At 45.3% G+C, this 25,308-nt stretch carries 21 protein-coding genes; 12 read left to right on the top strand and 9 right to left on the bottom strand.

Going from position 1 to position 25,308, the window contains the following annotated elements; translation table 11 throughout:
- Both phnE and phnX read left to right on the top strand, forming a co-directional pair.
- Complete coding sequence (gene phnE / locus C1S73_RS20895) at positions 1 to 801, top strand: phosphonate ABC transporter, permease protein PhnE (protein ID WP_038865124.1); 801 nt, start codon at positions 1 to 3, stop codon at positions 799 to 801.
- Positions 802 to 844: 43 nt separating this feature from the next.
- Positions 845 to 1,669 (top strand): phosphonoacetaldehyde hydrolase, encoded by an 825-nt coding sequence (phnX, locus tag C1S73_RS20890; RefSeq protein WP_038865122.1) that lies wholly within the window; start codon positions 845 to 847, stop codon positions 1,667 to 1,669.
- A gap of 117 nt (positions 1,670 to 1,786) precedes the next feature.
- Here the strand turns inward: phnX and C1S73_RS20885 are convergent, their stop codons facing one another.
- A complete protein-coding gene (locus C1S73_RS20885; protein ID WP_038865121.1) occupies positions 1,787 to 2,266 on the bottom strand; it encodes a GNAT family N-acetyltransferase in 480 nt (159 codons plus the stop codon).
- Positions 2,267 to 2,523: 257 nt separating this feature from the next.
- Here C1S73_RS20885 and C1S73_RS20880 point away from each other — a divergent pair, with 257 nt between their 5' ends.
- The 3 genes from C1S73_RS20880 (at position 2,524) to C1S73_RS20870 (ending at position 5,098) form a co-directional block, all read left to right on the top strand.
- Positions 2,524 to 2,928: a putative signal transducing protein gene (locus C1S73_RS20880; RefSeq protein ID WP_038865120.1), complete on the top strand. Its 405-nt coding sequence runs from the start codon at positions 2,524 to 2,526 to the stop codon at positions 2,926 to 2,928.
- A 63-nt stretch (positions 2,929 to 2,991) separates the two neighbouring features.
- A complete protein-coding gene (locus C1S73_RS20875; RefSeq protein ID WP_038865118.1) occupies positions 2,992 to 3,636 on the top strand; it encodes an HAD-IA family hydrolase in 645 nt (214 codons plus the stop codon).
- A 256-nt stretch (positions 3,637 to 3,892) separates the two neighbouring features.
- A complete protein-coding gene (locus tag C1S73_RS20870; RefSeq protein WP_038865116.1) occupies positions 3,893 to 5,098 on the top strand; it encodes a DUF3103 domain-containing protein in 1,206 nt (401 codons plus the stop codon).
- A 286-nt stretch (positions 5,099 to 5,384) separates the two neighbouring features.
- On the opposite strand, the gene C1S73_RS20865 is transcribed toward C1S73_RS20870, so the two are convergent.
- Complete coding sequence (locus C1S73_RS20865) at positions 5,385 to 9,428, bottom strand: NACHT domain-containing protein (protein ID WP_038865114.1); 4,044 nt, start codon at positions 9,426 to 9,428, stop codon at positions 5,385 to 5,387.
- Positions 9,429 to 9,819: 391 nt separating this feature from the next.
- Positions 9,820 to 10,539: a beta-ketoacyl-ACP reductase gene (locus tag C1S73_RS20860; protein ID WP_038865112.1), complete on the bottom strand. Its 720-nt coding sequence runs from the start codon at positions 10,537 to 10,539 to the stop codon at positions 9,820 to 9,822.
- Between the two features lie 437 nt (positions 10,540 to 10,976).
- Between C1S73_RS20860 and C1S73_RS20855 the strand changes: the two genes are divergently transcribed.
- Complete coding sequence (locus C1S73_RS20855; protein WP_038865110.1) at positions 10,977 to 12,461, top strand: DUF1800 family protein; 1,485 nt, start codon at positions 10,977 to 10,979, stop codon at positions 12,459 to 12,461.
- 5 nt (positions 12,462 to 12,466) lie between these two features.
- Positions 12,467 to 13,813: a DUF1501 domain-containing protein gene (locus C1S73_RS20850; RefSeq protein WP_038865108.1), complete on the top strand. Its 1,347-nt coding sequence runs from the start codon at positions 12,467 to 12,469 to the stop codon at positions 13,811 to 13,813.
- Positions 13,814 to 13,970: 157 nt separating this feature from the next.
- Here the strand turns inward: C1S73_RS20850 and C1S73_RS20845 are convergent, their stop codons facing one another.
- From C1S73_RS20845 to C1S73_RS20835, 3 genes are read right to left on the bottom strand one after another with little or no spacing between them, the layout of a single operon-like run.
- Positions 13,971 to 14,765, bottom strand: coding sequence for a metal ABC transporter permease (locus tag C1S73_RS20845; RefSeq protein ID WP_038865106.1), 795 nt, complete (start codon positions 14,763 to 14,765; stop codon positions 13,971 to 13,973).
- Positions 14,766 to 14,768: 3 nt separating this feature from the next.
- Entirely contained in the window at positions 14,769 to 15,695 is a 927-nt protein-coding gene (locus tag C1S73_RS20840; protein ID WP_038865104.1) for a metal ABC transporter solute-binding protein, Zn/Mn family, read from the bottom strand.
- Positions 15,685 to 16,827 (bottom strand): membrane protein, encoded by a 1,143-nt coding sequence (locus C1S73_RS20835; RefSeq protein WP_038865103.1) that lies wholly within the window; start codon positions 16,825 to 16,827, stop codon positions 15,685 to 15,687. Before C1S73_RS20835 ends, C1S73_RS20840 begins: the two co-directional genes overlap by 11 nt.
- 579 nt (positions 16,828 to 17,406) lie before the next feature.
- On the opposite strand from C1S73_RS20835, the gene C1S73_RS20830 reads away from it, so the two are divergent.
- A complete protein-coding gene (locus C1S73_RS20830; RefSeq protein WP_038865102.1) occupies positions 17,407 to 18,060 on the top strand; it encodes a cupin domain-containing protein in 654 nt (217 codons plus the stop codon).
- Between the two features lie 76 nt (positions 18,061 to 18,136).
- Here C1S73_RS20830 and C1S73_RS20825 read toward each other — a convergent pair whose 3' ends face one another.
- Positions 18,137 to 18,376 carry an HP1242/YdcH family protein gene (locus C1S73_RS20825; RefSeq protein ID WP_038865100.1) on the bottom strand — a complete coding sequence of 80 codons (240 nt, stop codon included), beginning with the start codon at positions 18,374 to 18,376 and terminating at the stop codon, positions 18,137 to 18,139.
- Positions 18,377 to 18,607: 231 nt separating this feature from the next.
- Here C1S73_RS20825 and C1S73_RS20820 point away from each other — a divergent pair, with 231 nt between their 5' ends.
- Positions 18,608 to 19,411: an SDR family NAD(P)-dependent oxidoreductase gene (locus C1S73_RS20820; RefSeq protein ID WP_038865099.1), complete on the top strand. Its 804-nt coding sequence runs from the start codon at positions 18,608 to 18,610 to the stop codon at positions 19,409 to 19,411.
- Between the two features lie 311 nt (positions 19,412 to 19,722).
- Positions 19,723 to 20,595, top strand: a complete 873-nt coding sequence (locus tag C1S73_RS20815; RefSeq protein ID WP_038865097.1) for a B12-binding domain-containing radical SAM protein — start codon at positions 19,723 to 19,725, stop codon at positions 20,593 to 20,595.
- Positions 20,596 to 20,658: 63 nt separating this feature from the next.
- Here C1S73_RS20815 and C1S73_RS20810 read toward each other — a convergent pair whose 3' ends face one another.
- Together C1S73_RS20810 and C1S73_RS20805 are read right to left on the bottom strand one after the other, a co-directional pair.
- Positions 20,659 to 21,573, bottom strand: a complete 915-nt coding sequence (locus C1S73_RS20810; protein WP_038865096.1) for a LysR family transcriptional regulator — start codon at positions 21,571 to 21,573, stop codon at positions 20,659 to 20,661.
- A 105-nt stretch (positions 21,574 to 21,678) separates the two neighbouring features.
- Positions 21,679 to 22,548, bottom strand: a complete 870-nt coding sequence (locus C1S73_RS20805; RefSeq protein ID WP_038865095.1) for an AraC family transcriptional regulator — start codon at positions 22,546 to 22,548, stop codon at positions 21,679 to 21,681.
- A gap of 124 nt (positions 22,549 to 22,672) precedes the next feature.
- On the opposite strand from C1S73_RS20805, the gene C1S73_RS20800 reads away from it, so the two are divergent.
- Both C1S73_RS20800 and C1S73_RS20795 read left to right on the top strand, forming a co-directional pair.
- Positions 22,673 to 23,821 carry an aminotransferase-like domain-containing protein gene (locus C1S73_RS20800; protein ID WP_038865093.1) on the top strand — a complete coding sequence of 383 codons (1,149 nt, stop codon included), beginning with the start codon at positions 22,673 to 22,675 and terminating at the stop codon, positions 23,819 to 23,821.
- A gap of 432 nt (positions 23,822 to 24,253) precedes the next feature.
- Positions 24,254 to 25,282, top strand: a complete 1,029-nt coding sequence (locus tag C1S73_RS20795; protein ID WP_038865092.1) for a hypothetical protein — start codon at positions 24,254 to 24,256, stop codon at positions 25,280 to 25,282.
- Positions 25,283 to 25,308 lie beyond the last annotated feature (26 nt).

The raw sequence follows: 25,308 nt of genomic DNA, 5'->3' as shown, positions 1-25,308 counted from the left end.
ATGAAATCTAGCAACTTACAGTTTATTGCCTCGCCGCCAAAGAAAGGTTGGTGGATTCTGATCCCTATCGTTGCGGCCACTTACGCGCTGCTGCATTGGTCGGCCATTGGTGCCCGCATGGATGTATCTTCATTGATGCAGGGGTTACCGTGGATTTGGGACTTCCTATCTCGCATGTTACCGCCAAACTTAAGCTACATCAGCGACAGTCTAATTGACCCAGCGATTCAAACTGTGCAAATCGCATTATGGGGAACCGTGCTCGCGGTAGCACTGGCGCTGCCCGCTAGCTTTCTTGCGGCCAAAAACGTCACACCTAACCTAGCGGTATACCATTTCTCGCGCCAAGTACTGAATGTATTACGTGGCATTAACGAGCTGATTCTTGCACTTATCTTTGTGGCAGCAGTAGGTCTGGGGCCTTTTGCCGGAGTACTGGCGCTTTCACTGCACGGCGCAGGTATGGTGGGTAAGTTTTTTGCCGAAGCGATTGAAGAGATGGACCAAGGCCCAATCGAAGCGATGAAAGCATCGGGCTGTTCTAAGCTGCAAATCATCTTATTCGCTGTGTTGCCACAAGTCTTTCCGAACTGGATCAGTGTCATCTTGTATCGCCTCGAAGCCAATATTCGTATCTCAGCGGTACTGGGCATGATTGGCGCAGGCGGCATTGGCTTCGAGTTGATGACCTCAATGAAGATGTTCGAATACGGCGATACAGCGGCCTGTGTACTTGTGATTCTTGGCTTAGTGTTCTCGACTGACATTATGTCAGCAAAACTGCGTCAAATGATTCGATAAGCCCCCAACAACTAATACAAAGAAGACATTAAGAGAAAAGACAATGAACAAACAGATTGAAGCGGTTATCTTTGATTGGGCAGGAACCGTGGTGGACTTTGGTTCGTTCGCGCCAACGCAAATCTTCGTGGATGCGTTCCAACTGGCCTACGATTTTAACATCTCGCTGGCAGAGGCTCGCGGCCCAATGGGGATGGGGAAAATCGACCATATTCGCACGCTCCTAAACGATGAAACAATCAGCGAACGTTGGTTAGCTCAGTTTGGTGAACGCCCAACCGAACAGCATGCACAAGAGATTTACCATACCTTTATGCCATTACAGATCAAGCAAGTAGTGAAATTTGCTGAGCCGATTGACGGTGCACTTGAATCAGTGGCGTTCTTACGTGAAAAGTCGATCAAAATCGGCTCATGCTCTGGCTACCCAAAACCGGTGATGGATGCGTTAGTTCCAGCAGCTCGCGAGCACGGCTACGCGCCAGATTGTGTGGTTGCGAGCGATGAAATTGCAGCAGGTTCTCGTCCGGGCCCTTGGATGGCACTAAAGAACGTTATTGATTTGGGCGTAACACGCGTCAGTAATTGCGTGAAGGTTGATGATGCCGTCGCTGGTATTCACGAAGGACTAAACGCAGGCATGTGGACGATTGGTCTGTCTGTATCAGGTAACGAGTTCGGGGCGACGCCAGAAGAGTTCCAAGCAATGACAGCAACAGAAATCGAACAACGAAAACAAGCCGCAGAAAAAGTGCTTTACGCCGCTGGTGCGCACTACGTTATTGAGACTATTGCAGAATTGCCACAGGTGATAAATCAAATAGAGGCGAGAATTAAAAACGGAGAGTATCCAACTTATATCGATTGATTCACCAGCCCTTTAAAAAAGCCAACAGCAATGACTGTTGGCTTTTAAGCTGTCCTAAACACTAAACCATCTGCATGGTGAAACGCCACACGTTGCGAGCTGCTTTCTAAAAATTTGCTAGTGACCTATCCAAAGTTGATAGAAGTCGGTTTCATCATGTTTCGGGTTCCGACGCGCGAACTCCCAACCATTGCGCTTATAAAAAGTGAGTGCTCTCGTGTTCGTTCGGCTTACAGAAAGTACCGCACGCAAGCACCCCGCCTGGCTTAACGTTCTGACGATATACTCTTGCACTTTAGGGGCAAGCCCTAATCCACGGAAATTCGGTTTTAGATAAATAAGGTGCACATAGCCCGTGTCCGGCTCGGGCGAAAAACTACGAAACTCGAGTTGCCCAGCAAACTCGCCATCCACAAATATATGAATGTAGAACCAACCTGATGTCGATAATCGTTCCGAGACTCGCTCACGATAACCACTGATGAATTCCTCGAAGCCATCATAGTGTCCGAAGCTACAAAAGTACGCATCCTTCCTAGATGCAACACATAGCTCGAAATCGTCATCCATGTTTATCTGTCGAAAAGTAATTTCCATCCTTACCTTTTTCCTAAATCAAATATAACGCCTAACTAAACAGGGAATAAACGGCGTCAACCACGCTTCCGGCGTCCCCATAAGGTACTATGATCAGGGATGAAAACCTAGTAGCAACTCAATCAATATGCAATAAGTTTAAATTATTGAAAATATTATTCATTTACCATTAAGATGGATAACCTAACACGGCACAATGCCCATCCAAAATAAGACGAAAAGTTGTCCAGTCAACGTCATACAACAAGGAGAAGTTCATGATTGTCGTAGCGAGGTTTTCTTTTCCCCATGAAGCACATATCGCCAAAGCAAACCTTGAAAGTGCTGGTATTCAGAGCTTTATCGCCGATGAGCATACCGTGAATACACAATGGCTCTACTCCAACGCTATTGGTGGTGTTCGCTTAATGGTTTCGGAAGAGGACTTTGAGGAAGCAACCGAGATCCTGAGTTGTGACTTTTCTGAAAGCCTTGAAACTCACTCCGTAGTCGCTGGAGAGAAAAAAGACCTTTGCCCTCATTGTGGAAGTAGTGATCTATCCGCCCACACAAAAGGAAAGCGACCTGCATTTCTGGTGTTCATATTGTTAGGGTTTCCACTGTTTTTCTATAAACAAGGCTACAAATGCAATCAGTGTGGTGAGTTCAGCGAGCAACTTTGAGCCATGTTATGAAAGCTATCCTCCTCAACTTAAAGCAGCAGTATTCGATAGGATTAAGAAATCATGATTGAGTGTAAAAAGTTTATTTTTGATGTCGATGCAACGTTAGTTGATACTCAGGCCGTAATAGACAATATCTGGAAAAAGTGGTGTGAGACCGTTGGTGTCAGCTATGTTGATATGAGCCAATACATCCACGGAAGAAAAATTGAAGAAACCTTGCACTGTATATCCCCAAGTTACGCTTGTGACGTACAAGTAGAGAAAGTAAAAAGCATCGCATTGTCTGAGATGACAAAGGCACAGGCGATATCCAATGCCCATTCATTCATTTCCAACCTTAGTCCTAATGCTTGGGGTATTGCGACAAGCGGGCCAAAAAAAGTGGCGACCACCAGTCTACTAGCGTCAGGCTTTGATCTACCTAAAGTGATGATATGCGCCGAGGACGTCCTTAAGGGCAAACCAGACCCAGAACCGTTTATTAAAGCCGCTCATGCACTGAATGTCACTCCGTCCGAATGTGTGGCATTCGAAGATTCCCCCTCGGGCGTGTTATCAGCGAAAAGAGCTGGATGCTTTACGGTCGCGCTACTCACTAGCCATAGAGAAGATGAACTAAAAGATGCAGACCTTATCTTGCAAGGCTTTGGGCACCTAACGGTGATCAAAAACCACAATGGCTCTTATTGTCTAGCGGCTTCATAAAACGATTCCGATAACTGATACACAGACAGGTTCAGCAGCTAATAGCGCCACAAATTCCTTATTTACCAATTTATAAACTATGAAATATCAAGCTAACACTCAATAAATTTTATAAAATTTAATCAATTTGAGATCTTGTGCTGCACAGTGAAACAAAAAATCCAAGCGAAGTTTTTCACACATTCACGAAATTGATAGGTTGATCCCTGTAGGGTAAATACTCTATTAGTGATAAAAATTAAAATAAGGACTTTTTATGAGACCATCATTCTCGATCAGTATGGCGCTTGCTACCACAGTGGTTGGCTTCCATTCCTATGCAGACAGCATCAACACAACTACCTCGTCATTAACCTCAACCAACGTTGCTGAGCAAAAACAATCGTTAGCATTGCAGATCAGTGCCAGCTACGCCGATCTTGAGTCTTCTTTGAAAGCTCAGATCACCGAAAAAAGTTTATCGATGCCGATAGACAAGCTGAATTCAGCTCAGCCCTACTCGACCTTCTCTAGCGAGATGCAAAAAGCCGATCTTAGCTATCGCAAGATGAAAGGTATCAATAACTTCAGTGACTCCGTTCTTGAAATCCGCATGGCTGATGAAACCATGATTGACGCTTGGAAGGATGGTAAGAGCCCGCTGTTTGCATTCGAACCATCCGGTGACGATGCCGATTGGCAATACATTGAAGCGTACGACGTGTACGGGAAAGTTCATGAGTTAGACGTCTACCAAATGCCGGACGTCCCTGTTTTCGTGATTGACAGTGATGGCGCCAAAGAGCTCAAAGCGGGCCTGATGGCGATGCAAGCAGAGCTGAACCAGCTTGGCATGACTACCCAAATTAATGCCGAAGGTAAAAACAGTGTCGACAACCCTCAAAAACAGCCTCTAATCGGCAAGGCTCGTCACTCTATATCCGAATCAGAACCGGAAGAACTGAACACGACTCAGCTTACGAAGATTCGTTTAGCGGTGGATAGAGAACCTTGGATCTCAGGTAAAGCCGAAATCTACGCGATCGTAACGGGCGTTGATGCCAGCCGTTTAGAACCGCAGATTGATCTGGTCGAAATGCCTTATCTGGATTACGACAAGCAAACCTATTACCCAAATCAAACCATCATTTTTTGGCCTCGTTACCGCTGGGGTGCAGCAGACATTATTCTGATGGAGCACGATGACGGCACGAACTATAAAGAGCTTGCAAAACTGCTGGTCAAAGCCGCAGAAGAAGTACTGAAGATGATCCCTGATCCAGAGGTACAGGGCTATGTGATCATCCCGCAGATCACCAGCAAAATCATTGAGTTGATTCCAAACAATATCTTGGTTAACGATGATGACTTTGTAGACGTGTACTACACGCTACTGCAGAAAACCCCTTATGTTGACCGCCCTGGCGCAGGTGGCAACGCAGTGGCATCTTTCACCCCAGTCACCATACTGCCTACTGAGTAAGTTTAGGTTCATTACTTTGGCTAGTAGGACTCGCGGTTCTGTATTGAATGGCACCTAGCCAGATAGGTAGAATGAAAGAAAAAGCCCTTTCTAGGAGTAGGAAGGGCTTTTTATCATCTATTTGAGTGTTTGATAGAACACGTTTTTGGACAAAAACGTCTTAGAGTTTGCGCACTAAGCCGATGGTTTCGGATAAGTTGAAATTGGGAAAAAGTGGCTTGTTACAGTCTAAAAGCTAGATGGCTATTCCACTCTCGATCTAAAATAATCTCAAACTCTAGTGGCTTTAGGAAAGCGAGACATCTAAGACAAATACATCTATCAGCCCTTTGATTTCTGGTGGTAACCTTTCTTCAATACTTAATTTGAGATCCTGTGCACAAGTAATTCCAATATTTTTACGCCCAGCAATAGCTTCATTAGCACCAAACCATATGACAAGATATATACCCTGCTGTTCTGCATCAGGGTGAATTGAATAGCGTTGATACAACTGAGCGGAAGCTGCTGTATACAAGTCCTTGTGCCATTGCCCTTTAGCTTCAATTACGAGTAGTCGTCTTTTACCTTCAATCATTTTCGCTGCTGTTATATCAATTCTATTTTGATTTTTAGTCTGATATTCAGACGAAATAGCAATACTTTGGGGGGAAAGTACTAAGTTCAGACGTTCGGCAATTATCTCAACGCAACTAACTTCATTTCGGTGTATAACTTTCCCGTTATCATCTTTCGTATAATATCGCGTAGCAGCATTGAATTCCCCTCCATCTATATCCTTCTGATAGTCTTCTAATTTTTGAAGAACAAGTTGTCGTAATCCTTCCACTGTAACAACAGCGTTATTGTCCAATAAATCCACAATTTTTTCTGGAGTAGGTGGCTCGAAATCTCTCAGTGACTTTTTCCTCAGCTGCTCCGCTTTTATACTTTTCAACTCTCTCTGAATATCACTAAAAGTATGATCTTGAATAAGGCGATTAAGGACAGGAATTGCTTCATCAGGTGTATCGCTACCTATTGACCAAATAATTTCGGTAAGGAAACGATATGCAGTTTCTCCTTTTGGACTTCCAGTTCCCCAACAGCTAGGGAGGTGAACCTTTGGCCATTGATGAAAGAAAATTATTAAAATTAATTCTATCTTAGTGGATGTCAAGTTTGGCCAGTAAGAGGAACTATCTCTATTCATTCTACCTGAGCGGCCCTCAAACAGAAGCAGTGAGTTGCTATCGCTTTTAAGCCAATCAAAATATGGCTTCGCTATTTCTAAATCCAGAAAATAGAATGCTCGAACGAACCAAAATTTGCGCCTTTGTTCGATATTTTCATCATCTGTCTGTTCAGGAAACTTAGACAAATAATCAGAACAGCGAGTTCGAATGATGTCATTAAGCATATTTCTATCTCCAAACTGCGTTGCGAGATCGAATAGCGTATCGAGTGTGGAAAAACCTAACTCATCGAAACGTTCAAGCCATTCAATTGACAGCTTTGCCCGCAAGGGAGTGAATATTTCATCATACTTCAACATATCTACTCTCGGATGAGAGCACTGAGAATTTGCCAACTGAGGTTCGACATAAGAACGAAGAAATTGTTCAGTGGATTCATTATTGGTGAACAGTAAGCGATCAACTTCCGCTTTTAGAGCGTTATACTCGGTTTCATCAACCGCATCATAATGAACATTGAAATGGGTCTTTAGTACTAGGAGTAATTCTGGCTTAACGCTATTTAGATTTCCGTATTCACGCATTATTTCGATGCAAGATGCGAACAGAATCGTTTCAACATATGACCACTTTGAGGAGCATCGCCATTCAGCTAGCTTGTTTATGCTAGGAACTTCTGGTTCAATGAATTCATGGCAACTTTTAAGAGCATTCTTCACAATTTCCACGTCGCCAAATTTCGAAACAATATCTTCTGGAGCGATAAGCACGGTCTCGGCAAAATCAACCAAAAAACTCCAATGATGACCACTCTCAACTAGTTCCCGATTTTCTTGGATATATTGAATGTTTTCAGCATGGATATTTTTTTGGCGCTGTTTATGGCGGCGAGACATTCGATTACTTCTAGCTTCCCATCGCTTATATTCTTCCTTCACAAATAGCGAATCAGCTCTATTGCATTTAGCCCACTCTCGCATAAACATCGGCTTCTCCAATGCCTGAGTTCGCATGTGGCGTCGCAAATCATCTGAGCCTTTTTCCTCTGGTTTTCGGTGTCTATCATGTCTCACAATAAAGCTTACCCATAGTTCAGGGTTATCTGTGTCAAATGCTAGATCAACAATAAACTGATAGTCTTCTTTAAATAAGCGGAGACCTGAGTGTGATTGAATACCGAACTTATGTCGTTTAGTCTCAAATATTTGGTCACTTCCAGTTAACCCACTGAAAACATGCGTAAGAATACCTTGCCGTAACTCGCTATTTTCGTATAGTACTTGAACAGAACGACTGTCTTTTGGCTCCATACTTCTATGGAAGTTTAAATTTTCAACCCAGCCCCAAACACGCAGTGGTTCATATGGTGGTAGCGCCGTGTCAAAATAACGGTCGAGCATATATCCGACAATCTTACTTATCCCGTTTCGACAATCACATTTATAGGATTTTAAGCCACAGGTACAGGTAAGGTCTCGAGTTAGTGTATCTAACAGCTGCTCAACGATTTCTTGATTTAATCTGAAAATTATAGACTTTATAAAATAACGAGCTCCAATCACTCGTTCAAATCGAAGCTTATTGCTTGGATATAAATTTGCACAAGCCAAAAAGTACGTTTCAAGAAACGCTAACTCAAACATATTTAAATCAAGGAGCTCCATTCCTTTAGCCGCCACCTCAAGTGACGCTGGAGTGGCTTCAGATAAAAGCTTCGTCAAGTCTGATTCATACGCATAAGTAGTACAGCCCAAAAGACATTTAATTGCATAAATGCGATTATACTTGTCTTCTTGAGAATCCAAGAGGATCTGACGCAATTCATCTATCAATAGATGGGCGATAGGAGATTCAATCAATAGTTCAAGAATTAGATTACGTAGGTGCCCATCGCCTTGGCTGTTAAGCAGTGCTTTGATATCTAAGATAATATCTTCTGTGAAAAAGCCTGCAACACTAAACCGACGCCAAAAATCACTTCTCCTAAAATATGGATCCGTTTCCTCGATTTCCTTCAGTTTAGTCAAAAGTAATTGCTTTGATGACGGTGCTAGCTGAGAGGGGTCGCCGTTTGCAAGGACTGCGTAAGGGTCGAGTTCAATTGCAGCATGCTGGACAGCCTTATTCCCCAAAGCAGCCATCCAGCCCAGTAACCCACGAAGTTCATCTCTTACGGTAGAATTGGGCGCAATAATTGGTAGGCATTGGTGTAGTGTTAGAGCATCTGCTGGGTCTGCTATTCGCTTTGTAAGGTGGGCGGCTGCACAATACTCAGCTACGATTTTGTGGACTGGACGGTGTTGGTCAGTACTATCCCCTGGTTTGAAAAGCCGAGTAGCAAGGATATTGAAAACTGATGGTTCATTACCAGCAAGTGATGTAAGCAAAGGATATATGCGGTTTTCTTCGATTTCGCTGACGCTTACTCCTTCTGCTCCAGACAATAGCAGTTTGGCAAATACCTCTGACGAGATATCGACTTTTTGACTTGCGGAAAGTGATAGGCTGGTTCTTGAGGACGTTTGACTTACTTCTCTAGCTAAACGTTCCACTGCAAGTTTGAAAATAGATTGTTTATCTGCAAAGTTTCTCTCGCTTTCAAGATAAGCGTCAGCAAACATTTTCAAGAACTGAGGATTCGGCAGGAGGGCTTCCAGATCAAATCTACATACTTCTGAATAGAACCTAGTGAAGTCTTCTCCTGGAGCATGGTGCTCAAAGATCGCACGTTGCTCAGAATCACCGAACTCGCAAAGCCTAACCACCAATGGTTCAATTTCCAAAAAATTCTTAACTGCATTTGTGGCAGATATATCCCACTCACTAGATCTGCTAGAAATAACAACATGACTAGGCTTCGCTCTCGTTATCTTTGCCAGAAGTTTATGTATGCCACTTTGATCAATTTTGGCCAGTTCATCAAAAGCATCAATAACAAGTGGTGTATTCTCATGTCTAGCGCCTAATTGTACGAACATGTTTGCGGTAACTGAAGATGTGCCCAACTGTTGAGCCAAACTTCCAAGAAGTTCGGTTTTACCACCTCCAGGTTCGGCTAACACGACAACGTAATTTGAGACAGCTAAGAGCTCTACTTCTGAGAAAGTCTTATTTTCATTTGAAAGTCTACGCTGTAAATATAGCTTCGAACACATAGGCAGCAGTCATTTTCCTGAGGTAAAAGGGTGTAGAATTACTCGAAAAATCTAACAGAGTTTTTAGGTAATGTCTTTAAGCAATATGCGTATAATCAGTCTGTTACAGGTAGTCAACATAAATCAAGCTTGCAGAGTGTCGAGTTACTTTTCAACAATTTACTGACACTTTACTCTCCAGAGCTCCCATTAGATGTACTGAGTTCTGTCTTATCCATTAAACACACATTAGTTTTTATATGGAAAACTCAAATGAATAAAGCTCGCATGAGTATTAGCACTAACAAACTATGGGACAACTGTTAGCCAGCAACTCAATTGACTCCTCCCCAACAAAAACGCCCTTCACGTAAGTAAAGGGCGTTTGTTGTTTGAGGCTGAGTATTGAAGGTTAAAGCACTAACCCGCCGTCAATCTTGAGTACTTGGCCTGTGATGTAGGCGCTCTTGTCGGAGGTTAAGAAGGAGACGCCATTGGCGATGTCTTGTACTGAGCCCATTCGACCTAATGGGGTTTTGCCCTCCATCATTTGAATCACTTTTTCTGGCAAGTTCTTGGTCATATCGGTGGCGATAAAGCCTGGTGCAACGCAATTGACGCGGATCTGCGCCCCCTTTCTTGATAGCTCTTTAGCCCAGCCTTTGCTCATCGAGATAACACCGCCTTTGCTTGCGCCGTAATTACTCTGGCCGATGTTACCATCCGTACCCACAATAGAAGAGATGCTGACAATGCTGCCTGCGCCCTGCTCTAGCATCACTGGCGCGACGTGTTGAGTGAGCAAGAACACTGCTTTTAGGTTTACGTCGATAACGCTGTCCCAATCTTGCTCTAGCATGTCTGGCAACAAGGCATCACGCGTGATACCGGCGTTGTTAACCAGCGCATCGATTCTTCCATGCTGCTTTACGATACTGTCTACCACTTCGCTAACAGCTGCTGCATCGCACAAGTTGACTTGATAATTGCTTAGCTGCGCCGACTGACTCCATTCCACAGGCGATATATCTAGCCCGACGACGTGGAATCCATCCTCCAGTAATTGCTCACAAATCGCTTGGCCAATACCACGAGCCGCACCAGTAACAACTGCTACTTTTTCCGCTTTCATCTTGGTCTTCCTTAAATGTTGAGATTACAAATTCGCTTTTCCCTAGCGTTTTTTGTTTTTATGCCTAGCCGCGTTACAGCTGCGCTTCTCATACGCAGGGTCTTTCATATTTACTTCAAACTATAGGAACAGTCTGGGAGCCGGATGTGAACTAATCAAGACAACTTGATGATGGTTTGCAAAATAACGGGTTTCCGTCACCGTTCTGTCGATATGGCGGTGTAACAAGTGCGCTGTTTGTTGAATAACTCGCCTTTCATTTAGAGCTCATAAAACTAATTCTTAGATTATGCAGCAAAGTCACAATAAACCTATGGGTATTACATTCTTGTTATCAAAATTCTCGATTACGATTTAAAGATACGGCGTGCTTTTAAATATGGACGTAGCAAAGGACGCCTTACCTGAGAAAGATAACAAAACCTACGGGAGATAAAATGAATCAGGCTTACATAGATGCAGCAAGAACGCTGCAACAGTGCACGTTCGGGCCATCCCAACGTGACATTAATGATCTTGCTCAATCGGGAAGCATTGAAAACTGGGTCGCTCAACAAACACTTATTACACCGTCTTCTTGGCTGAAGCATTTTGAGCAAGATGAGCTCAACGTACCGGACTTAGGGCAAGGCTTGTATTACGCCAGCAGCTGGACACGCATGACAGTCGAAGGCGATGATATCTTGCGTCAGCGTATTGCTTATACCCTGTCTCAACTGTTCGTAGTCAGTGTGAAAGATCCGGCATTTAAAGCTGCTTCTAAGCGTCGCTACATGTGTAATTACTTCGACGGATTGCTCGATAATGCCTTCGGAAACTTCCGCGATGTGATTCGCTTTGTGTCGAAGTCGCCAATCATGGGTGAGTACCTGACTTTTGTGAATAACGTTTCTAACGAGCTCACTGCCCCAGATGAAAACTACGCGCGTGAACTGTTGCAACTGTTCACGCTTGGCCCAGTTAAACTGCGTAACAACGGTGAAGTGCGTTTGGATGCCGAAGGTAACGAAGTGCCGTCTTATACGCAAGAGGACATCGAAGAACTGGCGCGTGTCTTTACCGGTTGGAAGTTCATCGATATTCGCGGTGACGATAAGTACAGCCAGCCAATGGAACCGCGTGGCGAGCACGATATAGGTGAGAAGCCCATTCTTGGTAAAACCTTCCCTGGCGGTGTCGGTGCAGAAGAAGAGCTGGAAGCGGTGATCGAACATTTGATGAACCAAAATACGCTCTACACCTTTGTGACTAAGTTCTTCATCAACAAGCTTGTAACCAGTAATCCAAGAGCAGGTTATATTCGCCGTGTGCGCCGTGCGTTCAAACGTTCTGATGGCGACATGCAAGCCTTAATAATCGCGATTCTGACGGATAAAGACGCGCTTCGCTCTGGCAGCACGGTGGGTAAATTGCGTGACCCGCTTTCTGTGTTTACCCATGCGATGCGCGCGCTACAAGTGAAGCGACGTGACGGCGTATTGATGTGGCCAAAACAGTTCAATTGGTATAGCCGAACGCTGCCGCTGTCGGCGCCTTCTGTGTTTTATTATTACCAACCTGATGATGCGCCAAACCACCCTGATTTTAATGGTCTGGTGGCACCAGAATTCAATGTGTACCAATGGCATGACATCTACCAATATGGGATTCAGTTCCGTGAGCTTGTCGCTCGTTTCGAGGAAGAGGCCAAAGATTGGTACATGGATGAAGTGCTGTTTACCCGATACCTTGCTTTTGATGACGAAGGCGTAGTGGATTACCTCAACGAACATTTGTTTGCTTATCAAATGAGTGAGCAAGCTCGTCAATGCTATCTCGATTACCTCGCCCAGTGCCCAAGTCGCCAATCTAAATGGCGCAAAGAGATTAAGAATCTCGTTATGAACGCACTGCTTTCACCAGAATTCATCACACAGGGGTAATCATCATGAACTTAACACGACGTCGTTTTTTACAAGCAGGTTCCGCTGGTGTTGGGGTTTCTGCACTTAACCTTGCTGCTTTTCCTGCCTTTGCAGACTCTTTCAATCAGTGCAAAAACGGCTATCGCGCCGTTGTGGGTATTGACCTTGCGGGCGGTAACGATGGCTACAATATGCTGATCCCTACTGCCGCACCAGCGAACAGCCAATATCGTGCACTGCGTGGCAGCTTAGCTTTGGATGAGACGAGCTGTATTCATTTAGATGCGGTCAATGATGAAGCCAAACTGGCATTAAACCCTGCCATGGCTGCGCTCAAGACCTATTGGGATAATGCTAACCTTGTACCTGTTGTGAACCTAGGTCCACTGACACAGCGCGTAAACAATGTGATTTATGGTGAGAGCACTCGCCCTGCTCATTTGTTCAGCCACTCTCATCAATCCACTATGGTTCAGTCTCATGCGACCAAGTCTCTGTCGAAAGAGGGCTTTGGTGCTAAGACTTCCACCGAGCTCGGCACTATGCTGCGCAGTCTAAATGAGCTGTCACCAATGTTTGATATTGGCGGCACGCAAGTGTGGACCAACTGTATCGAGGCGCAATCTAACTCGGTCGGCTCTCAACCACCGAGCGATATTTTTAATGACCAACGTTCGCGAGATCTGTTTGATCAACTGCAAAATACAGGCAGTTACGGCAACGTTTTTCAGTCTCACTATGCTGGTGTTGCGGTGGACTCGACCAGAATGTATCAGGAGTTCAGTGCCATTTTGAACGCCGAGATTACTGAGGTATTCCCAGAAACACGCATCGGTAATCAGCTAAAAGCGGTCTTTAAACTGCTGCTGCATAAAGATCAGTTCCAACATCCTGCGCAGTACTTTAGTTGTAAGTTAGGCGGGTTCGATACTCACTCTGCTCAAATTAGCCGCCAAACGGGTTTGCTGCAAGAGTTGGCAGAAGCGATGGCCGCGTTCCAATTAGCTTTGGAAAACAATGGTTTGTTTGATCAGGTAACGACGTTCACTCATTCAGAATTTGGCCGTACTTTGATTCCAAACGGTACGGATGGTACGGACCACGGTTGGGCAAGCCACGCATTGGTGATGGGCGGCGGTGTAGCCGGAAAAGCGATCGTGGGTGAATATCCAGACTTATCTGAGACAAGCCCTTACTTGCTCTCGCGTGGGCGTGTGATTCCAACCATCTCTTCCGATCAGCTTCATGCGAGCTTAATGGCGTGGTTAGGACTGTCTGAAACGGGAATTAATCAATTATTCCCTGCGCTGGATAACACTTTGACAGATTCAATCCAACCTCAGACTCTCCCTCTGTTCAAATCTTGCTAATATAGTAGGAGATAAGTAACTAAGTAATCAGTTAATAACTAGCAAGGTTACTAATAAGAAAAAGCAGTGCTAAACAAAAGGCTCCGTTCACGCGGAGCCTTTTTATCATTAAGCCAAAGTACAAGGTCAACGTTCGAGCAGGTTCCTCAGCCTGTTTTCATGCTGTTTCTTCATGAACGGATTGCGCTTTTTGCAGCCAAGGCTGAAGCAAAAGATTGAACAACATGCCTGCAATGAACAAGGTGATCACGATACTCGCCCCACTTGGTAAGTCATAATACGCTGACGCCGCGATGCCCGACAATATCCCCACGATGCCAATACTGATGCTCGCAATGAAGAATCTCGTTCCTTTTAACGCCGCGGCACACAAAGCCGGAATCACTAACAGAGCAAACTCTAAATAGATGCCCGTGAGCTTGACCGTTATTGGCATCAAGATAGCAAAGATCAGGTAAAAGCCACTACCCTGCATAAATGCAGGTTTTAGCCAGACCAACAGCAACATCGCTGCGGTTATTAATGCCAAGGGCCACACATCATCCCATGTCGACCACAATAACTGCCCGTTAAGAATGCCTTGGATAAAGTCTGCACCATGCGGATCTTTACTTACGAGTAAGATCGCCAATGAGGCGGAGACCACAAACAAGCTGCCGATCATCGGCTCCAAATGCTGTTGGTAACGCTTCTCCATTATGGCAATCAAACCACACAGCAATAACGACATCACCCAAGGGCCGACCATCTCGCCGAAGAAAGAACCCGAGAAGAGCGCGTATTGGTTCAGCCAATAATGACTGAGTGCAGCCCCCAATGCGGCAACTTGTGCCACCGCCAAATCAATGAAGATGATTTGGCGTTTTAGCACTTGTTGACCAAGCACCACGTTACCGACTAACGCGATCAGGCCACACAGCACCGCGGGCAATAACCATGCGTACTCTGTCATGGTTTAGCTCTTCACCGGATCGGGCTGCACCAGCACACCTAGCAATTCGTCGATGACTTGGTCGTACATTTCATCAAGACTTTGTCCGTTAGAAACCGTGAGCGGTAACTGGATCAGAGGCTTGTCTGTCTGCTGCTGTAACCAGTTCGCGGGGCGTTTATCTTGGTGCGATGAGAATACAATCGCATCAAAGCTATTGGCCTCTAACTTGGTTAATGATTGCAGATGAGAAGTGGTTGGCGAGATTCCCGGCTTCGGTTCAAGGTCAGCGATTTGCTCCATGCCAAGCCAATCGTAAAGATAACGATAGGTAGCGTGATAACCGACAACTTGTTTGCCTTTTAACGGTGCCGCTTTCTCATGCCACTCATTCAGCTTTTTGCGCCAATGAGCTCGGAACTTCATGCCGTTAAGTTGGTAGGCTTGCGCGTTATCTGGATCGATGGTTTTCAAGCGTTCAGTGATCGCCCGTGACAAGGGAATCATGTCATTCGCCGCAAACTGCACATGTGGGTTTCCGTGCGCATGTATGTCCCCCATGCTGCGGTCAACATGATCATGAGTGTCTAACATGCGCACGAAATCGGTCGCGTAAACCATGCTTGATGCGCCATTTTGCACCGCGCTATTACTACTGCGAACTTGCAGCATTGGCAGCCACCCGACTTCTAGCTCCGCACCAGAACACATGGCCATGTCCGCTTGGCGCATTTTGGCAATTAAAGAAGGACGCGCTTGCACGTAATGGGGATCTTGCTTAGCGGTCGTCGCAGAATAGATGGTGGCGTCTGGCGCATGGCTTTCAAGAAAGGCTTTCCATTCAGGCTCGCAGACGAAGATGTTCAGCGCCAAAGCAGGCGAAGAGATGATGGCAGCCCCCGCCGCCATCATCGCTACACTGCATTTACTGAGCGTAAGCTTAGAACGCATGTGCACCGTGCGCTCCAAATGTCATCACGTATTGCAGAGTGAATACGTTGTCTGTCTCGCTGTCTTGGTTGTCGATACGAGAGTATTGCGCTCGGATTGTACCGAAGTGAGAAGAATCCCACGCGATCATCGCATCCATTTCTTTGTCTTTTAGAGCCGTGAAGTGCATGTGGTCACCGTGTGCGTGGCCATCGTAGCTTTCTGCCTCACCGTAACGTAGACCTGCAGACCAGCTTGGGTTGAAACGGTAAACACCTGACACGTAGTAAGCACTTAGGTTATCTGGTGATTCTGCATCGTCTTTGAACTTACTGTCTACCACACCGTCTAGCAGCATGTATTCAGCAGATAGTGTGAAGTTGCTGTATTTGTAGTTGCCGTCTGGTGCCCACTTCCATACAAAGTCTGCGCCGTAAAGGTTAGCGCCAGTTACCGCTGCACCGTGACTATGGTCGTGTCCATGCTCGTCTGCATGACCGTGGTCGTGATCTTCAAACTCAGTCACTTTGCCGTTTTCGTTACGTAGGTAACTTAGGCCAAACTGCCAGCTTGAAGACTCAGAGAAGTCGTCACCCAGTTTCAACGTTGTCGTGTAAACACCCACTTCAGAGCCATCTTCAACAGAAGACATCTTGCTACCGCTTAGCGCTTCTACACCAAACTTCACGTAAAGATCAGTGGGTAGCACGATGTTTGCGCGTACACCATCATCGTAGTAATGCGAACCAAGGAAAGTACGATAAGCGATTGGACGCTCTACGAAACTGTCGGTATGCATATGCTGGTTGTTTAAGTAACCAAAATCAGAAAGGAATCGACCTGCACGCACATTTAAACCGTATGGAAGAGCTAGAGTCTCGATGAACGCTTCTTCAAGCATCAGCTCGGTTTCATCACCGTGGCTTTCTAGAACCGCCGTTAGTGCACCGTGGAATTTATCATCAATGTTTGCAGACATGTTCAGCTCAGTATGACCCAGGCCAAAACCTTCTTCACGCTCTGAGTTATGACGCTGGCCATCTTGATAGTAACCGTCTAGTACCACGCCAATCTGAGGGTTCGAAAGCGTATCGGCGAAAACTGGGGAAACAAACAAACTACCAACCGCTAAAGAGACCAATTTTTTATTCACAACGTTTTTCCTTATTTTGTTATGTTATAACACCATCAAATATTTCGCGGATGTTATAACATAACAAGAATTAAAAAAAGCGAAGCGTGTAACAATTTGTAAAATCATTTTGTGTGAACATTATCAATAATAATCATAAGGTTAATGATTGTTGACCATCACACGTCCAGTTTGCTCATCACATCTCTCCGCCTTACCTCATGTTTGTTCAGCGAGCTAAAACGATAAAAATCAGAGCCGCCAAACAGACAAGACACGTGTAGTTTGAAACTGTGTATACCCAAGTAACCTCAAAGTGCTAGGTTCAGCGAGAATGACTTGGTTTGAAGGCGAGGCAACAATTTGAAGATCTAGTGGCTCTAAATAAAAAATTGTTAACGAAGCATACAAGCCAAGGCAACTCGCCCTTCGGGAGCGTGTCACTGACGCAATTTCATCGTCAAACAACTTGGAAAGAGCTTGCTATTACGCTGCGTTGTTTTCCTTGAACTTGAATCAGTGACAACGCTCTGAATCCTGCATCTTGAAGTCACTTGGGTATATATTTATTCCAAACATGACTGACACCGGTAACAAGCAATGTTAAACATGGATTTTTCACAACGGTTGGTGATTAACACCGCACAACAAGATTGGATTGCCAGCCCAGCATTAGGCGTTTGGCGAAAGCCACTAGAACGAGAAGCCAAAGAATCTGGGCACACCACCAGCGTGGTGCGTTATGAGCCAAATTCACAGTTTTCGCCCCACCCTCACCCATATGGAGAAGAGATACTGGTGCTCGAAGGGGTGTTTTCTGACGAACATGGCGATTACCCAGCGGGAACTTACCTACGAAACCCTCCGGGAAGCCAACATGCCCCATTCAGCAAAGATGGTTGCGTGATCTTAGTGAAACTTAATCAATTTGATCCTAACGATCTGGAAACGGTACGCATCAATACCAACCAAACCGAGTGGTTACCGGGTATTGGTGGATTAGAGGTGATGCCATTGCACAACTTTGAACACGAGCATGTGGCATTGGTCAAATGGCCTAAAGGTGAAAAGTTTCAACCTCATCGCCATTTTGGAGGGGAAGAGATCTTTGTTCTGTCTGGTGAGTTTAATGATGAATTAGGTCACTACCCCCAGCATACGTGGTTACGCAACCCACACATGAGCGAGCATTTTCCTTTTGTTGATCAAGAGACGATCATCTGGGTAAAGACAGGGCACTTACCTGTCGAGTAGCGTTTAGAACCAGTATAAAAACGGCATAAAAAACGGCTCGAAATTCGAGCCGCCATCCATGGAGTCACAGTCTTAATTATGCGCTCATAATTTTTGTGTAAAGCCAGTCTTTTAGCTCCGCACGATTATGTTTAAGTGTGTTCATTTCATGGTCGTCGAGTGGGTTTCCTCGCAATTCTAGTTCGCGGATTTCTTTATCGAGAGAGTTGTAGCTTTTAGCGTTTTCAGCAAACGAGGCGTCACTTGCTGTCAGCTGATTGATGGTATCCAAATGTTCTGGGAATTCATGAGTTAATGAGTGATTTTCGCCTAACATAAAGACCTCTTGGGCTGAGTGTATTTTAGTTAATCAAGCTGCTCAAATCTTAAGCAACGCTTGAAATAACCATAGCATTTCGTGGGCGGTTAATTCGTCGTATCGCCCACAAAAAGATAACAAATTGATTTTCAATTTTGCGTATAAAGTGTTTCCCTCTTTACCTCGATAGTTTAATCACTCTGTTCACTCTATGATTGTTGCATAACGACTTCATGAGGAATCTCAATTATGCAAAAAATCATCCTGATTACTGGCGCTACAGACGGCATTGGTTTAGAAACAGCAAAGATGTTAGTGGCAGATGGTCACCACGTGATTGTTCATGGCCGCAACGAGGCTAAACTACAAAACGTAGAGCAAGGCTTAATTGAGATGAATGCTGGCAAAGTGGAAAGCATCGTTGCTGATCTGTCTTCAGTCAAAGCCGTTAAACAGATGGTTGCAGAAGTGGCAGAGCGCTTTGGCAAACTGGATGTGATCATCAATAACGCAGGCGTATTCGCGACACCTAACTCAAGAACTCAAGAAGGTCTTGATGTGCGCTTTGCCGTTAACACCATTGCACCGTACATGCTGACAAAAGAGTTACTCCCACTACTTGGCAACACAGGTCGTGTCGTAAACCTATCTTCTGCGGCACAAGCACCAGTGAGCATCGAAGCCTTGATGGGCGAAAAACCACTGTCAGACGGTGAAGCTTATGCTCAAAGTAAATTGGCACTGACAATGTGGTCACGCGTTATGGGATTGCAGTTGAAAAATGTCGGCCCTATGGTGGTTTCCGTCAATCCAAAATCATTCCTTGGCAGCAAAATGGTGAAAGACGCTTACGGTATCGCGGGTAATGACATCAGTTTGGGCGCAGACATTCTAATTCGTGCCGCACTATCGGATGAATTTGCTCAAGCGCACGGTTCGTACTTCGACAACGATATCGAAGCTTTTGCCGCTCCTCATCGTGATGCGTTGAATGACATCAAATCACAACAAGTGGTAGACGTGATTGAAGCAATGATTGCTAAACTCGCTTAATTCAACACAGTTGTTTCCTGTTAAACACCTAGCTTCGGCTGGGTGTTGTCATTTTTACGTACTGGTTTCTGTTTACTGATTTCTGGCGTTTCTGTTTCTCACGTTTTGATCTCGCGCTTATAAAACTGCCATCATTGTTCATTTTCAATAAAATCTAAAAACTCATTTGATATAAAGGCCAATTATCAACAAAGCCTTCTCTTGTTAATCTTCAGCCATCGGGAAAAACGCCAGACTCAAACGCGTTTGTTCCCATTATCTTTCGCGAATGATGACATCGAATCATCCCGCTTTTAACTGGAGATCCAACTATGAACTATGAGGGCAAAGTTTACCGACCATGGCCGGAATACCGCAGCATCTTAATCCAAACCACATTGGGTTGTAGCATCAACACCTGCACGTTTTGCAGCATGTTTGATGACAAACGCTTTAAGGTACGCCCTATTGAAGACGTGTTTAAAGACATTGAAGAAGCGCGTCTTATCTACCCACATGTAGAATCGATCTTTTTGATTGATGGTAACGTTATGGCGGCACGTACGGATTACTTGCTTAAGATCTTCGACAAACTGCGTTCAACGTTTCCTGAATGCAAAAAGATTTCTCTTTATAGTGGATTGAACGATTTCCGCCGTAAAACCATTGCTGAATTGAAAGAGCTGAAAGATTCGGGTTTAGATATGGCCTATTCTGGCCTTGAATCTGGCGATCGCGTTGTTCTTGAGCGCATTAAAAAACGCATGTCACCAGAGCAAGCGATCGAAGGCATGGCAATGGCAAAAGAAGCTGGCATTGAAGTGTTGCTGTCTTTCATCTTTGGCCTAGGTGGACGCGAACGTTCAAAAGAACACATTATTGCGACAACAGACATCTTGAACCAAATCAATCCTGAGCAAATTGCGCCTATGGCACTTGCGATTCAGCCAGGTACGGTAATGGAACAAGAAGTAAAGAATGGCGAGTTCATTATGCCAACTCAACTTCAAGTGCTTGAGGAAGAGAAATACCTACTCGAAAACTTGAACATTGATACCTTCTACTGGGGCGACCATGGTAACAACATCGTTCCACAGAAAGGTTGGTTGTTGGATTCACGCGAGGATTTTCTGAGAAACATCAATCACGCGATTGCATCTAACCCAATGGCAAAAGACAACGTCATCCAGACCTTCTCTTGGTAGTCGTTCTCTTTCCCGCTAGATAAACACAATAAAAAACGCTTTCCGATTGGAAAGCGTTTTTGTTTATTTCTGATGGGTAGCCAGTTCGGTTTCCCAGTAAGGTGGCTGCCCGTAATGCTCGGCAAAGTAATCAATAAAGGCACGAACCTTAGGTGCGATCAAACGTGAGCTAGGGTAAACCGCCCAAATGCTGGCGTTCATCACCAATGGGTAGTCTTCCAAGATTTCAACCAACTCACCGGCTTGAAGCTGTTTGTAGACACTCCAAATCGAGTTGATCGACACACCAAGTCCATCGATACAAGCATCACGCATCGCATCGCCGTTATCGGTTCTAAAGCAGCCCGAAGCGCGCATCGCATAATGACCATCTGGGGTTTCAAACACCCAATTGTCTAGCCCCATTAGCGTCACGCATTCGTGCTCAGCAAGTTCTTGCGGTGTTTTCGGCGTACCGTGCTTTTCTAAATACTCTGGTGAAGCAACAATGATACGGCGATCCGGTGCTAGTTTACGTGCCACCAGCGTTGAGTCTTTCAACTCTGCAAGACGAATCGCGACATCGAACCCGCCTTCAACCATATCAATGATGGAATCGGAGAAACGAAAATCCACCGTTAGCTCTGGATAAGCCGCCATAAAGCCTTTGAGTGCCGGCACAAGATGCAAACGCCCAAACGATGCTGGAGCCGTGACTCGAAGCGTGCCAGTTGGTGCGCTATGACCTACTCCGACCGCACCTCGTGCCGCTTCTACCGTTGCAAGCACTTCTTCCGCGTGTGGCAAAAATGCCTGACCTTCTTCCGTTAATGAGACCTTACGTGTGGTTCGGTGCACAAGGCGAACGCCTAGCCCTTCTTCCAACTTATTGATGTGGGCGCTGGCAACGGCTGGCGATAATCCAAGCTCTTGTCCTGCCATGCTGATGTTGTGCGTTGATGCCAAACGAACGAAAAGCTTGAGATGTTCTATATTCATTTCATTTTCAACTTATTCTATAAAGTCCGACGTCAATGCCGGGCATTTTCATCTGACACAATAGTAAAGCATTGAACGTGAAGCAAAGCTTTTTAAAAGAAATTGTTAGAAGAAACTGATAGGCAAGTAGAAATCTAATTCAAACGCTTCTTCATGATTTAAAAAGTGGTTTTGATGATAATGCACATACGCAGGAGTTGAGCGTTGCTTAAAGCCCGAGTTTGGCAACCATTTCTCTAACACCATGCTGATTTGAGGCAGCAACTCACCATACACACCAGTCAACCTGAACACCGCATGTAAGCCACCCGGAATCGTCATCTGGTTCACCACTCCGCGATACTTAAGCGGTTTATCAATGGCCAAGCACGCCACATAGCGACATTTGTCCAGCTCTACCCACGCCGGGTTGGAATGATGCAAACCATATTGGGTAGAGAAGTCCCGGTTCTCTGAGTTGGCCCACGCTTTTAACACCAGCCAAGCATTGCGAATCGAACGGTTATAACCCTCGTGACGAACATAAGCCGCAAACCGCTGTGGCACTTCGACAACTTTAGGATCTGGTAAAGCACGCTTGGCGACGCGATGATAACCCGCAGCGACTTCTGGATCTTTGAGATACGGCTTTTCCGCGACATGCAAATCATGCTTGCGCCAAGCACCGGGCGACATATCAAACGTGGATTTAAAGGCACGGCTGAATGACGATACCGAACTGAAACCGCACTTATTGGCAATCTCTAATACCGACGATTTGGTATCGAACATCAACTGGTTTGCAGCGTATTCCATTCGTGTTCGCCGAATGTATTGATGAATCGATTCGCCAACCACCTCTTTAAAAATCCGATGGAAGTGCTGCTCAGAATACGCCGCTACGTCAGCCAGCTCTTTAGCGGATAACTCTCTGCTAATGTCTTGGTGAATGTAGAACAGTACGTCATTGATTCTGGAAACTTGTTGTTGGCTCATATTCTGTCTTTTGGCTTAAATAGCATAAATGGACATGTTTAACAGCATAAATGGACACACTAAAGTAAGCAATTCCCATGTACTATTTCTCGCATAACAATGAGAAATACGAGAAACACAACACATGGAAATCGCACAGTCACTACAACAAGTAAAGTCATCGTACATTCGAGAGATCCTCGCTGCCGCTAGCGATAAAAACGTCATCTCGCTTGCTGGCGGTTTGCCAGACGAGAAGACCTTCCCAATCGATTTAATGAAACCAACACTGGAAAATCTCGCAAACATGCCTGAGGTTTTCCAATACGGTTCGACGGCCGGTTACACACCTCTGCTTAATTTCTTGACGGATTACTTCCAGTTGCCAGACACGCACAGCGCAATGGTAACGACTGGCTCTCAGCAAGGTTTGGATTTGATTGCGCGTGCTTATGTGAACCCGGGTGACAAAGTCGTAATGGAAGCCCCAAGCTACCTTGGTGCGATGCAGGTGTTTGGTTTGGTTCAAGCGAACATCGTGACTGTTTCTCAAACAGAGTTCGGTCCAAACCTTGAAGAGCTAGAACAGTGCTTCGCTGAGCAAAAGCCGAAGATGTTCTATGCGGTGCCAGATTTCCATAACCCAACAGGCGTATGCTGGGCACTAGAAACGCGTCAAAAAGTTGCAGAGCTTTGTATTCAATACAATGTGGCATTTATCGAAGATGCACCGTACCGCGAGCTGCGTTTCTCTGGTGAAGCTTTGCCTTTGGTGTCTGATTTCTGTCCACAGAACTCTATCGTACTGCGTTCATTCTCTAAGATTGCATCGCCAGGCCTTCGTATTGGTGTGGTTACGGGTAAAACTAGCTACCTAGAACCGCTGATTAAAATCAAACAAGGTGCCGATCTGCACTCAAGCGTACCGATGCAAGCCCTACTGCACGGCTTGCTTCAACATGACAACTTTGCCACCCACATCACCACCATCTGTGAATTGTACAAGTCTCGCTACGATGTGATGTATGCAGAGCTAGAAAAACAGCTTCCATCAAGCTGCGTCCTCAAGCCTGTTGATGGTGGTATGTTCGTATGGGTAGAGATCCCAGAATGCGATACCTTTGAGCTGGCAAAATCATTGTTGGCTAACGGCGTTGCCGTTGTACCAAGTCCTGTATTCTACCCAGAGGGCTCAGCAGTCAAAGCAGCGCTGCGCTTAAACTTTACAAACGCTACACCAGAAGAATTGACAGTTGCCGTGACCCGTTTGGCGGACGTATTAAACGCACTGTAGTCAAAATTACGCCTTGATTTCCAAACACCTGCCTTTGAGATGCGAATTAAGTCTCAAAGGCAGCGTTTCAAAAAGTTCCCAAAAAAATTTATTTTTTTCTCTCAAAATCAACTCTCTACGTTAAGTGTCTGTTTTCTCTTGATCCTCGCACCATCGCAAAAAATAGATCTCGATCACGGATTTGAAGCTTGGAAAAGTTACGTCTATCTTTCAGAAAAAAGACATCGACCTTGTAGCATCATCGACGAATTCAAACACTTTTGATCGTGACGGCTTATCGCGATTTAGAGTTGGGCAGAAAATCCAACTAAACAGTCTTGTGAAGATGAACGTGGCGAGGACGCAACTACAACCATTCTGAATGTCGCTATCCCAACTAAGTTGGGCAACAAACGTTAGCTGAGCGCATCATATTCCAGAGGGGTTATCAGGATGAACAATCGACCATCGAAAGGACTCGTCATCACTGGCTTGTCCGCCATGCTATCACTCGTTGCTGCAACATCTGCAAATGCAAGCAACTCACCGAACTGTAGCGACGTTCTCGCCGGTAATAAGACCGCTGCATCGCAAAAAATGACGGTGTTACTTGGGGAAGATATTACTCAAGCTAACCTTGTAACTACCGTCGTTCCAGAGAAAAACAATCCATTCGTGACCGAAGCATTAGTCTCTGTGGCTAACGACGTATCACCAAACGGCCCATTACCTAAGCAGTCGCTGGCAGAAATCAAACAAGTGCGTGCCAACATAGAGAAGGCCGGCGTTGAAGTAAGCAAGTTACAAGGTACATATGAAGTCGCATTCGTGAGCTTAATTGATGGTCACTGTCAGTTCTCGACCAATAACATGACCACTCACGCGAAGATCGACTTCGATCACTTAGAGGGCTTGTCTGCTTACTCTATCCCTGCCCTACTGGCGATGGTAGATAAGTCTTACGCGATGGCAGAAACACGTATTGCAGAGGAAGAAGCGCGTATCGCTGAAGTTGAACGAGAGAAACAAAGACAGAAAGAGCTGGCAACCGCTGCGGCAGCCGCTCGTTATCAAGATGCGAATGTCTTAGTCAAAGTCGAAAAATTTGACGGCTCGAATGTCACTTTCTCTGTGACCAACTTAGCAACACAAGGCGATTTACAGCCAAGCTTTAACACCTTCAGAGCGTACCAAACCGATAAAGGCGAGTTGATTTACAAATCCGAATCACTGTTGAGTTTGGTGGATGGTGAAGGTAATGGCCTAGCAACCATTGGTATTGCTGAACTTGGTCCAGAGGGAAACAGCGACCTGACGATTTCTCCTGGAGAAACTCGGAAATTCATTACCAGTGTAGAATCTGAAGTTGCGCCTCAAACTCAGCTAAGCTTGGAATTTCCTGCCAAAGTGCTCAATACCGATGACGCATTCAGTGTATCGTTTACCGATTCCGTTGCTATGGCGACCGCAAGCTTGAACTAAAATTCAAGAACGGCCTGTCCTGTCGT

The sequence above is a fragment of the Vibrio jasicida 090810c genome (genome assembly GCF_002887615.1).
Taxonomy (GTDB): domain Bacteria; phylum Pseudomonadota; class Gammaproteobacteria; order Enterobacterales; family Vibrionaceae; genus Vibrio; species Vibrio jasicida.
This window is presented reverse-complemented; position numbering and strand designations above follow the sequence as displayed.